Annotated in this window: 11 protein-coding genes; 3 read left to right on the top strand and 8 right to left on the bottom strand. The window is 35.6% G+C overall.

What is annotated here, in order from left to right:
• Nucleotides 1–2: 2 nt before the first annotated feature.
• The 8 genes from DI487_RS13635 to DI487_RS16370 are packed head-to-tail and all read right to left on the bottom strand — an operon-like array spanning nucleotide 3 to nucleotide 7,633.
• The gene (locus DI487_RS13635; RefSeq protein WP_109570129.1) at nucleotides 3–1,214 is read right to left on the bottom strand and encodes a glycoside hydrolase family 26 protein; all 1,212 of its coding nucleotides are present in this window, start codon (nucleotides 1,212–1,214) and stop codon (nucleotides 3–5) included.
• On the bottom strand, nucleotides 1,214–2,245 hold the full coding sequence (locus DI487_RS13640; RefSeq protein ID WP_109570130.1) for a carbohydrate binding domain-containing protein: 1,032 nt from the start codon (nucleotides 2,243–2,245) through the stop codon (nucleotides 1,214–1,216). The genes DI487_RS13635 and DI487_RS13640 overlap by 1 nt, the downstream gene beginning before the upstream one ends.
• An 11-nt stretch (nucleotides 2,246–2,256) precedes the next feature.
• Nucleotides 2,257–3,447 carry an AGE family epimerase/isomerase gene (locus DI487_RS13645; protein ID WP_109570131.1) on the bottom strand — a complete coding sequence of 397 codons (1,191 nt, stop codon included), beginning with the start codon at nucleotides 3,445–3,447 and terminating at the stop codon, nucleotides 2,257–2,259.
• Nucleotides 3,448–3,463: 16 nt separating this feature from the next.
• Nucleotides 3,464–4,633: a glycoside hydrolase family 130 protein gene (locus DI487_RS13650; RefSeq protein WP_218925773.1), complete on the bottom strand. Its 1,170-nt coding sequence runs from the start codon at nucleotides 4,631–4,633 to the stop codon at nucleotides 3,464–3,466.
• A gap of 35 nt (nucleotides 4,634–4,668) precedes the next feature.
• The gene (locus DI487_RS16365; protein ID WP_245896413.1) at nucleotides 4,669–4,911 is read right to left on the bottom strand and encodes a hypothetical protein; all 243 of its coding nucleotides are present in this window, start codon (nucleotides 4,909–4,911) and stop codon (nucleotides 4,669–4,671) included.
• Nucleotides 4,890–6,494, bottom strand: coding sequence for a sodium:solute symporter family protein (locus DI487_RS13655; RefSeq protein ID WP_245896415.1), 1,605 nt, complete (start codon nucleotides 6,492–6,494; stop codon nucleotides 4,890–4,892). The genes DI487_RS16365 and DI487_RS13655 overlap by 22 nt, the downstream gene beginning before the upstream one ends.
• Nucleotides 6,495–6,503: 9 nt before the next feature.
• Nucleotides 6,504–7,289, bottom strand: coding sequence for a glycoside hydrolase family 26 protein (locus DI487_RS13660; protein ID WP_317046290.1), 786 nt, complete (start codon nucleotides 7,287–7,289; stop codon nucleotides 6,504–6,506).
• Nucleotides 7,199–7,633, bottom strand: a complete 435-nt coding sequence (locus DI487_RS16370; RefSeq protein ID WP_245896417.1) for a glycosyl hydrolase — start codon at nucleotides 7,631–7,633, stop codon at nucleotides 7,199–7,201. The genes DI487_RS13660 and DI487_RS16370 overlap by 91 nt, the downstream gene beginning before the upstream one ends.
• Nucleotides 7,634–7,808: 175 nt before the next feature.
• Here DI487_RS16370 and DI487_RS13665 point away from each other — a divergent pair, with 175 nt between their 5' ends.
• The 3 genes from DI487_RS13665 (at nucleotide 7,809) to DI487_RS13670 (ending at nucleotide 12,107) form a co-directional block, all read left to right on the top strand.
• Nucleotides 7,809–8,687, top strand: coding sequence for a helix-turn-helix domain-containing protein (locus DI487_RS13665; protein ID WP_109570689.1), 879 nt, complete (start codon nucleotides 7,809–7,811; stop codon nucleotides 8,685–8,687).
• A 211-nt stretch (nucleotides 8,688–8,898) separates the two neighbouring features.
• Nucleotides 8,899–9,684, top strand: a complete 786-nt coding sequence (locus tag DI487_RS16375) for a TonB-dependent receptor plug domain-containing protein (protein WP_245896419.1) — start codon at nucleotides 8,899–8,901, stop codon at nucleotides 9,682–9,684.
• Nucleotides 9,681–12,107 carry a SusC/RagA family TonB-linked outer membrane protein gene (locus DI487_RS13670; protein ID WP_245896421.1) on the top strand — a complete coding sequence of 809 codons (2,427 nt, stop codon included), beginning with the start codon at nucleotides 9,681–9,683 and terminating at the stop codon, nucleotides 12,105–12,107. The genes DI487_RS16375 and DI487_RS13670 overlap by 4 nt, the downstream gene beginning before the upstream one ends.
• Nucleotides 12,108–12,115: the final 8 nt, after the last annotated feature.

The following is a 12,115-nucleotide window of genomic DNA, read 5'->3' on the forward strand; positions in this document are numbered from 1 at the left end:
TTTTAGTTTGGTAATTGGTACAAGTTCGGTAAATTATTTACTAAAGTCGTTTTGGGCTTGTTAGTAAAATCTACAAAATCGTTTACATTAGAGTTAGTTGGGGTTGGTACATAATAAGCATCTTGTGTGTTATACCAGAACATGGTATATGCAATTTGGATGTTCTGATCGGTTAAAGCAGTATATAAATAATTCGAGAACCAACCATTTATAGGAGGATTGGCATTGCTAACCTGATAGCCGGTCTCGCTCAAGGCTGCAATTTTTTTCTTTGCAATAGCCAGATCAGAGAGCATTTTTAATTTATTGTTTGCAGTTGTTGCTCCTGAAGTACCTTGATTATTAAAATCTCCGTAATTGTCCATTGCTAAAATATCAACATAAGTGTCTCCCGGATAACGTGATAGATACTGACTTTCTGTATTATAAGAATTGTCAGGAGAAAAAGCATAGAGGATATTGTGAACTGATTTAGTATCTCTTAAATACTCAACAGTAAATTGCCATAGCTGCTGATATTGGGCTGCAGTACACCACTGGCTTCCCCACCAGAACCATCCTCCGTCAAATTCGTGAAATAGTCTTAAAATGACAGGAATTTGTTTATTATCAGTTCCTTTCATGTTAGTTAATACAGTAGCTATTTTATCCAGTTTTGTTTTGTAATACTCATGATTTGTACCGCCGGGTAGGAGACTGATCAAAGCATTGTATTTTTGGAAATCGGTCATTTCACTTGTGTAAAATTCTTGGCCCTCATAAGGTTCGCGCATGTGCCATGAAAAAGTAACAAACATACCATTGTCATACGCCTGTTTAGCATCTGTTATAATTTTTAATTCTTGTTGGTAGAACCAATTAGAAGCTTCTCCTGTGTTATTATCATCCGTAATGAACATGAAATCACATCCTAAAAGAGCGGGATCATATCCGGTCGATTTTTTGATGTCTGATTGTGAGCTATCGTTATTGTAAAAGCTGTTAAAAGCATCTTGTTGACCTATAGCAAACTTTGTTTCAGCCATTTTTTTCAGGTTGTAGAACAAAGCAACGGTTTCATCAGTAGCATTAGGATCAACCATATAGTTCCTCACGTTTTGAGGCGTTATACCGTTGTTATTTGTTGTATTTGTAGTAGCAACGGAATTTGATTCCTCTGTTGAGGAACAAGCGATTAAAAGAGTAGTGTAAAAGAAAAAAAATATTTTTTTCATTATCTGAAGTATTTAATTTGGATGTTGTCAGCATATAAATTTCCTGTACAATTGCTTAATGCTAACATGATCCTGAACTTTTTTGTCTCTTTAGGAATACTTAATGTTTTTTCAAAGTACAACCACTCAGTAGAGTTGGTAACAGTTCCCAGAAGCTGGTCTTCCGATGTTTTATTTTTTCCGTCTTTTGTAAATTCAATGATAAACATTCCGTTGTTCCAAGGTTCTTTTCCCCGAACAATATTTTCAGCTTTTAACCAACCTGAAATATGAATTTTCTCGGCACCTTCGGGAAGGTCTGCTGACTGTTCGATTGCAGTCCATTCATTTGCCGGAGAAGATACCAGTACTGCAAATTTTCCCTGATGGCTTTTGTCGGTTATACGGGCTTTACCTGTCCAGTATTCTAATTGGTTTTCAAAATCACCGTTTTGGAAATAGACCGGTTCAATAACTTTTACTATGGTTTTTTGCTCTTTTTCTGAGGTTTTCTTTTGTACCGTGGAATGGTATTCCTCTTCAGAAATTTTATTAACTTGTACTTCATCAAATAGAATAGTACCGTCTGTTTGGGCCAGCGCGAGCATAATTCGGATCTTTTTAGCATCAGAAGGGACTAAAACCGTTTTTGTATATTCAGTCCAGGCGGTAGAACCTTTGATCTGAGCTATATTCTCATAACTGATATTTTTTCCGGAAGAGGTCAGGAACTCTACAGTCATTACGCCTGCGTTATAAGGCTCTTTCCCTCCGGAAATCGCATCGGTTTTTATCCATATACTACATTCTAAAGCAAATGTTTCTTTCGGAATGTTAACAGTCTGGTCTATTCCTTTCCATTCGCTACCGGTAAATTGATTGATTAAGCAACTATTTTTTCCTGCTTTTTTATCATAAGGAGAGATGGTTGCTGAAGAACCATTCCAATATTGCAGATCCGACTCGAAGCCTCCGTTTTTAACGATATTTTTTTGTGCATGAGAAAACAGACAAAAAAGGAACAATATCGGGAAAAGAGTATAATGTTTCATTTCAATAGTTTTTATAATCGATCAATCAGTTCTATACAAGCTCTGGAGTTGTGGTAAGGACATTTCCATAAACCTGCTTTATCGTTGATTATTTTACTGTAATCTCCATGAATACCCCAGATCCATTCTCCGTTTTCTTTGTCTATGATAAAACGCTTAATGAAATCCCAGTTTTTTTCAGCAGTAGTAAAATATTTCTCTTCTTGTGTTAATTCCCAAGCATTGATCATCCCAATTAAAAGTTCTGCTTGTGGCCACCAATGCTTTTCTGTGATTAAATTATTTTTCTGAGGATCAAGTTCATACCAAAGACCTCCGTCCTGGTCAATCCCTTCAAAAGTAGCATCAGCCATTTGTAAGGCGTGTTTAGTAAAGATTTCAATCAGTTCTTGATTTTGTGTAATTCTTGCACACCAAAGCAATAACCAAGCAGCTTCTATATCATGGCCATAGGAAACGACATCTGGTTTTTCAATCCATTCTTCATTAAAGAAGAGTTTTAGATGTCCGGTTCTAGTATTGATAAAATAGTGATTGATCGTCTCTAAAATTTCTATGATCTTTGTTTGTAAAAGTTCATTTGGCCAAACTAAAAATAAGTTGGCATACGCCTCTACAATATGTAAATGCGTATTCATAGTCTTCTTTTCGTTGACATCTTTAGCACTTAACCGGAGATCTTCAATTGGATTCCATTCTTGAGTAAAGGCTTCTAAATATCCTTTGTTTACAGGGTCAAAGCTATATTTTTCGATGGTTTCAAAAAGCGAAATAGCCATTTGTAAAACTTTTTGATCCTGAGTTATCTTATAGTATTCGGCTAAGCCGTAAATTGTAAATGCTAAAGCATAGATCTGCTTCTTGGTTTGAGAAGGTTTTCCATCGTATGCAACACTCCAGAAAACCCCGCCAAACTCTTTGTCAAAAAAATAACTATTAATAAAATGATAAGCTTTAGTGGCTGTTTCAAGATCGGAAGGATCTTGTGTGATCTGATAAGCCGCAGAGAAAGACCAAAGAATACGAGCATTGAGAACAGAGCCTTTTTCAGCATTCAGAACTTTTTTTTCAAAAGCATCGATTTGTCCTACAAAACCATCATTTTCAGCGTCTATGGTGTTTTTTTTCCAATAGTTTAAAATGTGGTTAAGTTCTTCTCTGACCTCGTTTTTTAAATTTTGTTTTCTTTCTGGTGTTGGCATATCAAAAGATCAAGGATTATAAATTTTTATTTCGATCAACTAAATCAATAATAGTCGCTACGGATCCTGATGAAATAAAGGTGTCTTCAGGAGTATTCATTACATAATCTACTAATCTGTCAGTAGAAGAAACGGCTACATGCATCCGGGTATCGGATGAAGCATAATAGATGTATACGGTTCCGTCTTCATCAGTAATCCAACCGTTTGAGAACAACACGTTGGAAACATCTCCTACGCGTTCGTCATTGATCGGAGCCATAAAATGTCCGGCCGGAACATACGTTACTTTTCCTATATCATTCAAATCGGTCATGAACATGTAGAGTGTATAGCGCAGACCGGCAGCTGTGTTTCGCACTCCGTGTGCTAAATGCAACCAACCTTTTGAGGTTTTGATCGGAGCAGGACCTAAGCCATTTTTTAATTCATAGATTGTATGGTATTTTTTAGAGAAAATAATGGTTTCATTTTGAACAACAGGGTTTTCCATATTGTCAATATAACCTAAACCGATACCACCACCGGAACCAACATCAATAAAGCCGTCCTGAGGGCGTGTGTAAACCGCATATTTTCCATTTACAAATTCAGCGTGTAAAACCACATTTCGTTGTTGACCTGTATTGGAAATCAAATCCGGCAAGCGCTCCCAATTAACCAAATCTTTTGTACGAACAATACCGGCATTAGCAATTGCGCTACTGGTATCGCCTTTAGGAGCATTCGGATCTTTTCTTTCGGTACAGAAAATGCCGTAAATCCATCCGTCTTCATGTTGTGTCAGACGCATGTCATATACATTGGTATCCGGATTTCCGGGGATTTGAGGAATGACACATGGCTTTTCCCAAAATTTGAAGTTGTCAATTCCATTAGGACTTTCTGCAAGAGCAAAAAACGATTTTCTGTCGTTTCCTTCAACACGTACGCATAATATATAATTTCCTTTCCATTTTATAGCTCCGGCATTGAATGTTGCATTAAAACCGATACGTTCCATAGCATAAGGGTTGTTTTCTGCGTTCAGGTCATAACGCCATTCCAAAGGAATATGTTTCGGGGTAACAATTGCATTTTTATAGCGCATGTAAATCCCGTTTGATTCCTCGTATGGTTTGTTGCTGATATTCAGAAAGGTTTCGTGTACAGCCTTTAATTGTTCGTAATTGGTTATATGTTTCATGTTTTTAATTTCCATATTATTGACGGTTAAAAATTTTATTCACTTAGATTATTCCACCAGAATTTTTTTAGTAATGCAATGCATATAACAAGAATAATGATGCAGATATAAAGCGGAAAGGTTTGCTGAAAGATCAGGTACATCGGTATTAGTACCAATAGCGTTTGTGCTATTGTTCCGATCAATACATTGAACATATCACGACCGAAATTAGCATCAGATTTAAAATCAGGATTTTCAGCTATTACTTCTTCTTTTACAGGTCCCCAAAACCCCACGGACGGACGTTTAAATAAAATTCTTTAAGAATGTCTTTATTGGTTGCCGGTGCGGAATAGGTTCCGATAATCGATCCTAATAAAGAAACGATAAGCAAAATAGGAAACAAATAAAGTTCGTTTACTTCAGGAAAAAGCATGGGAGTGAAGTAAGCGGCTACTAATCCGGTTAGCATCCCCCAGAAAAACCCTTCGCCGTTAAATCGCCACCAATGCCATTTTAAAATGTTAGCTCCTACATAACTTCCATAAAGAACAGATACAATAATGTTTAACACGGAGTTTACATTTTTAGCAAATAATCCCAATATAATACTGATAAGCACAACGATAATTCCGGTGGCATAATTCATATTTCTGATTTGTTTAGCATTAGCTTCCGGTTTAATATGTTTCAGATAAATATCATTTACAATATAGGCTTGAGCAGCATTAAGAGTTCCAGCAAAAGTAGACATGAATGCAGCGATTAACCCTGCCAGTAATAAACCTAAAAGCCCGACAGGAACAAAGGTTTTAATAGCCGAAGGAAGTATAAGCTCAAAATCCAGATTTCCGGAAGCAGTCAACAGGTCTATCTTTTCATAGTAAACCAAAGCTAAGGCAGCAAATCCGGCAATCATTAAGTAACGTATCGGCATTAGGATAACGGATACGAAACCACTCATTTTAGAAGCTTCAATAGCATTTTTGGTAGATAATATTTTTTGCATATCATAAGTAGGAGCAGGTCCTGCGATGCTAACCAAAATTCCTTTAAATAACATCATTGAAAGAAAAATCGAGAAGATTCCGAAACCATCGGACTTTATTTTGCTTTGTACTTCTGGTATCACAGAAGACCAATTGAGTTCTAAGCCTCCGCTGAACGGACTCATCCAATGTTCCGGTACGGTCAGATTTCCTGTTCCGACAGCTTGCCAACCTAAATAGCCGATAACTAAAGCTGCTACTGTCATAATTGCAAATTGAACTACATCTGCCCAAACAATTCCTGACATACCGCCCAATAGAGAATAGAATACAGCAAAAAGTGTAAAAATAACGCCGTAAAAGTGCGGAACATATTGAGCCGAAACCTGAAAAGGTATATAGTTACTGATAACTTCCCAAGGGAGGAAAATCTCTACAAATTTTCCTAAGCCAATAAATCCGTATGCTAAATAGCCTAAACATACAACTAAAGCAAATACAACAACGATCATGTGTGATAATTTGGCACCGGTACCTGTCCCGAATCGAGTTCCGATCCATTCGGCACCTGTCGTTACGTTTGATCGTCTTAACCATTTGGATAAATAAACCATTAGGAAGATCTGATTGAAAACCGGCCAAAGCCATGGGATCCATACACTTTTTATACCATAAACAAACATTAAAGTAACCAACCAAATAGTCCCTGAAATGTCAAACATACCCGAAGCATTGGAAAGCCCCAGTAAATACCATGGAATGGATTTACCACCTAAGAGATAATCGTCTTTACTTCGTTCAGCCCTTTTCCTTAATACCAGCCCGATAATGACAATTGAGATCAAGTAAGCAAGGATAATTAAAAAATCTATTGTATTGAGTAGTTGCATAGTATCGGTTTACTGGTAAATATTTTGTTCTGTTATTTCTTTTTGGAAAAAAGTATTAGGTAATTCATAGAATTTTTTAAAATCCTTTTCCGTAGACTGCCCTTTATAAGGAGCATAATAATGCATTTTTTGTTCATGTTCCAGCCAACCGTGATTTCTCCAGACCAAGACGTATGAAATTTTATAATTGCCAATAGCTTTTATTAAGGTATCAGTCCACCAGTTTTCATAGGGAATCTGTTCAAATCCGGTTTCAGCAAATGCCATTATTTTGTTATGCTTGAAGGCAAATTCATTCATGATTTTGAATTGTTTCCGGCATTTATCAACATAGGCAGTACTTGTGGCAGGATCGTCGTATTGATAGGCATCAAAGCTTACGATATCAACATATTGGTCTCCCGGGTAAAATTTTTCAAAATCTTCGTATGTTTCAAAATCAGCAGTGTTGAATACATAAATTAAATTGTGAACGCCTTTAGATTTTAAGTAATTAAATGAAAACACCCATAATTCTTTAAATTGTTCAGGAGTTCCGTTGTTTTGGCACCACCAAAACCAATTTCCGGTTAATTCATGATACGGGCGGTATAAAACAGGGATTGATTTACCATCGTCAGATTTAAGACTGTTTAAAAATACGGCAGCTTTGTCTAACCAGTTTTTAAAAAGTTCATGCTTGCTTCCGTTTGGTAGTACTGAAGCTAAGGAGCCGGGAGTTGTATCCCAAGCATCACCACCGGTAAAAGGGTTATTAATATGCCAACTAATAGTATTGACACCGCCCTTTGATATACTTCTTTAATGTATTGTCTCATTTTATGAAAAGGAACTCCGTCCAGGTTTTCCGGACTGTCATTTTCAATTCTTCCGATATCCCAACCATAAACAGCCGGATAATCATTAGCAACTTCTTTTACATCACTTCGACCATTTTCATATTTCCAGTTCACTCCATAAGCCAGATCATCCTGATGACCAAACATGAATCCTTTTTGTTTTAATTGTATCAGGTTTCTGTATACGTTTTGGGTTTCAGTAGTAGCTTGTTGGTCGCTATTGAGTATTGAATGACAAGAAGCTAACAAAGAGATTGAGGTCAATAATGTTATTTTTTGTATGGTTTTGTACAGTCTCATATCAGTTATCTTGTGTATTTTTAAAAAGTAGTTAAAAAATATAGGAATATTTTTCAAATAATTAAAAATATTGATTGTGATTTTATAAAATTCAAAATTAATTTTGTTATTCTATATAGTAGTAATATTATTTTGTCAAAATTATATCTTATAATTGCAAAAAAATAAAATTAAAATGAGCGAGGTCTATAAATTTCACAGAGAAGTAACTCCCTTATCAAAAAGAGATAGCTTTTTGGTCTTTGATAGAATTAAAGATGGATTTGATTTCCCGGTACATCATCATCCGGAATACGAGATTAATTTTATTCAAAACGGAAGCGGTGTAAAAAGAGTAGTGGGAGATCATATAGAAGAGATTGAAGAAGTTGAGTTGGTGTTAGTTGGACCTAATTTGCATCATGGGTGGGAAACACATAATTGCAGGTCAAGAAGGATTCATGAAATAACCATCCAATTTCATAATGATTTGTTTGAAGATAGTTTTTTATCCAGACGGGTAATGCTGTCGATCAAAGATATGTTGGAAAAGTCTATACATGGAATATTGTTTTCGAATAAAACAGCTATAGAAATAGGGGAAAGGTTGAAAAAACTATCAAAATTAGACGGAATTGATAATTTTTTAGAGTTTTTGTCTATACTTTATGATATGTCTAATTCAAGGAATCAGCGGTTGTTGTCTACTTATACGGTTGATAATTTTAATTTCGAAGAGGATGATAAAATGAAAATGGTGTATGATTATGTGCAACAAAACTTTTCAGAGAAAATTTCTTTAGATGAAGTAGCAGACCTGTTATCGATGAGTGTTGTGTCGTTTAATCGTTTTATTAAAAAAAGAACAAATAAGACTTTTGTGAACTATTTGAATGATATCAGGGTAGGGTATGCTTCCAGGTGGTTGATTGAGAAGGATTTAAGTATTGCGGAAATTGCTTATAAGGCAGGTTTTAATAATATAGCGAACTTTAACAGAATCTTTAAGAGTAAAAAGAACACAACTCCGAGTCAATACAGGGAAGAATTCAATGGAATGAAACGTTTTTTATAACAATGATATTATTTTATCATATTCAAACATTAAAATTTCGTTAAAATTTTCGTGAAAATAATAGAATTAAATGATAAAATAATATTAAAGTTAAGTTGGTAAGACCTATAATTTTGTAAATCAACAATAAATACATGTCTAAATTATTGATATTATAAAAAATATAGGTATTTATTTTGTTTTATTAAATTACTAACTAACTAACAAATTTATGAGGGATTCAAATTATTGCTTAAAGCAGGCAAGTAAAAGAAAAAGGTATTTTTTCTTTCTTTTTCTTTTATCGTCTTTTTCTGCTTTAATGGCTCAAAACATTAAGGTTTCGGGCGTCGTATCCGATAAACAAGGAGTGACTCTTCCGGGAGTTAATGTTGTTTTGAAAGGTACGCAAAAAGGGGAGATTACAGATTTCGACGGAAATTTCCAATTGGATGTCCCGTCAGATGGTGTTTTAACCTTTTCCTACATTGGTTTTAAAACAAAAGAGGTACCGGTAAATTCTCAATCAACGATTAATGTGACTCTTGAAGAAAATGTATCCAGTTTAGAAGAGATCGTAGTTATTGGTTATGGTGCTCAAAAGAAGGAAGATGTTAACGGTGCTATATCTTCAATTAAAACGGAAGATATTACGGCTTTAAAACAAACGACTGTGGATCAGATGATGCAGGGGAAAGCTGCCGGTGTTACAATTCAAAACAATTCAGGGCAGCCAGGTAGTGCAGTTTCAGTTCGTGTTCGTGGTGTGACTTCTATCTCTGGAACAAACGAGCCGCTTTATATTATTGATGGTGTTCCGGTTTCCGGTGATGCAACTGGAAAATCCATGTCAGGCCGTCCTATAGCTGCTAATGATTTTTCAGCGGGAGGAGATTCGGGAAACAGTGCGGTAAGTCCGTTGTCATTTCTAAATCCTAACGATATTGAATCGATTGATATTTTAAAAGATGCTTCAGCGACAGCTATTTATGGTTCAAGGGGGCTAACGGGGTTGTGATTATTACAACGAAATCCGGTAAAAGAGGAGATGGAAAGATATCTTATGAAGGTTACACCTCTGTTGCAAATATTTATAGAAAATTAGATGTAATGAATTTACAGCAGTATGCCAGATATCAGAATAATTTAGCGGTCGCGATAGGTTTACCAAACTCTGTTAGAGATGAATTCTCACATCCGGAATTATTAGGAAACGGAACGAATTGGCAGGATGAAGTATATCAAACTGCTTTTACACAAAGTCATCAGTTGGCTTTCTCAGGCGGTAAAGATGCAACGACTTATTATTTATCCGGAGGTTTTATGGATCAGCAAGGAGTTTTACTTGGTTCGGGGTATAAACGCTATACGATGCGTGCTAATCTTGATTCAAAAGTAAAAGATTGGTTAAAAGTAGGTTTAAATGTTGGGACAGGTATTACAAATGAAAAACTAACTATCAACCAGAGCTATACTGGAATTATTAGTAATGCATTGTTACAGGCTCCTGATATTCCGGTAAGAAATACGGATGGTAGTTTTGCCGGACCTAATGACAATTCAATGGCAGGGGCTTCATACTATAACCCGGTTGCTATTTCAATGGTTAGAGATAATACTCTGGTTCGTAAAAACTTTTTAGGAAATCTGTACGGAGAGGCTACTATAATTGATGGGTTGAAATATAGAGCGGAGTTAGGAGCAAATACAGAATTTTCAACTCAAGAAGATTTTATTCCTGAATATAACTGGGGAATTCAAACGCATAATGCAACAGAATTATGGAGACGAAACTCAAACTGGTATTCTATAAATGTTAAAAATTTATTGACTTACGATAAAACATTCGGAAAACATAAAGTAACACTCTTAGCCGGTCAGGAGGCTAATGATAGCCACTGGGAAGGTTTGAACGTTTACAGTACAGGAGCCCCTGTAAGTGATCCGGCTACGGTTAATATGGGATCAACGATTCGTGTTACGGCAAATGATTATTACAAAGGTAGTGCAGCATTATTCTCATATTTTGGTCGTTTGATCTATGATTTTGACAATAGATATAGTCTTTCAGCTTCTTGGCGTGCAGACCGATCGTCAAAATTTGATCCGGTTGTTGATGGTGGAAAAAAACAATGGGGATATTTCCCGGCTGTAGCTGTCTCTTGGAAATTATCAAATGAAAAATTTATGGAAAATACCAGAAAGTATATTGACAATATCAAGTTCAGAATTGGATATGGTGAAACAGGGAACCAACAAATTCCGAATAACCGTTATACGGCTTTGTTACAACCGGGAGGTTCAGGTTTAGGATCTTCTTATACAGTGGGGAATATGCCGAATCCTGATTTGACATGGGAATCAATGCAACAAACTAACTTTGGTCTTGATTTTACGTTATTTGATTCCAGATTATCAGCTAGTTTAGATTATTATGTGAAAAAATCTAAAGGATTTTTGTTCCAGGTACCTTTACCGGATTATTTAACAGGAGGGAGTTCCTATTATGGCGGAATTGAATCACCATATTCAAACATAGGTTCTATGGAGAATAGAGGATATGATGTTACTTTAAACTATAAAACAAAAGGAGAAAGTGATTTTTCGTGGAGTTCAACTTTAGTATTATCACATTACAAGAACAAACTATTATCTCTTCAAGACGGACTTATACTGATTCAGGACATTCAGACAAACGGTTATATGCCAGTTTCTGTAACGAATACAGTTGTTGGTCAGCCAATAGGAATGTTTTATGGATACGTTGCTGAAGGATTATTTCAAACGCAAGAGGAGTTGAATAATGCACCGATCCAATTTGGTCAATCTGTTGGAGATCAGCCGGGAGAAACTTGGTTGGGTGATGTAAAATATAAAGATGTGAACGGAGATGGTGTAATTAATGAATTAGACAGAACTTTAATTGGTAACCCTAATCCTGATTTTACTTTTGGTTTTACTAATAATTTCAGATATAAAAGTTTCGATTTATCCGTTTTTGTTCAGGGTTCTGTTGGGAATGATATCATGAATTTAACATGGAGAAACGGAACAGCTAATTCACAATTATATACGAATCAGTTAGTTGAAGCAGCTAATTACTGGACTCCGACTAATACAAATACAGATATTCCGAGAGCATTAAATGGTGTTGGAAATGTTAATAATTTAGTTTCAACACGTTATATTGAAGATGGCTCTTATGCCAGAATTCAAAACGTAACTTTAGGCTATACACTACCATCTGATTTAGTAGCAAAAATTAAGATGTCAAGGATAAGGCTTTACGGAAGTGTACAAAACCTTCATACTTTCACTAAGTATAGAGGATATGATCCTGAAATTGGTTCATTTAACCAAAATGTTTTATTGTCGGGGATTGATAATGGTAGATATCCGACTCCAAGAACTTACTCATTTGGTGTTAATTTCGAATTCTAAAAAAAATG

Source organism: Flavobacterium sediminis, from assembly GCF_003148385.1.
GTDB classification, from domain to species: domain Bacteria; phylum Bacteroidota; class Bacteroidia; order Flavobacteriales; family Flavobacteriaceae; genus Flavobacterium; species Flavobacterium sediminis.

Coding starts and splice junctions, on each gene's coding strand:
- DI487_RS13635 (WP_109570129.1), bottom strand. CDS start 1,214: ATGAAAAAAATATTTTTTTTCTTTTACACTACTCTTTTAATCGCTTGT.
- DI487_RS13640 (WP_109570130.1), bottom strand. CDS start 2,245: ATGAAACATTATACTCTTTTCCCGATATTGTTCCTTTTTTGTCTGTTT.
- DI487_RS13645 (WP_109570131.1), bottom strand. CDS start 3,447: ATGCCAACACCAGAAAGAAAACAAAATTTAAAAAACGAGGTCAGAGAA.
- DI487_RS13650 (WP_218925773.1), bottom strand. CDS start 4,633: ATGAAACATATAACCAATTACGAACAATTAAAGGCTGTACACGAAACC.
- DI487_RS13655 (WP_245896415.1), bottom strand. CDS start 6,494: ATGCAACTACTCAATACAATAGATTTTTTAATTATCCTTGCTTACTTG.
- DI487_RS16370 (WP_245896417.1), bottom strand. CDS start 7,633: ATGAGACTGTACAAAACCATACAAAAAATAACATTATTGACCTCAATC.
- DI487_RS13665 (WP_109570689.1), top strand. CDS start 7,809: ATGAGCGAGGTCTATAAATTTCACAGAGAAGTAACTCCCTTATCAAAA.
- DI487_RS16375 (WP_245896419.1), top strand. CDS start 8,899: ATGAGGGATTCAAATTATTGCTTAAAGCAGGCAAGTAAAAGAAAAAGG.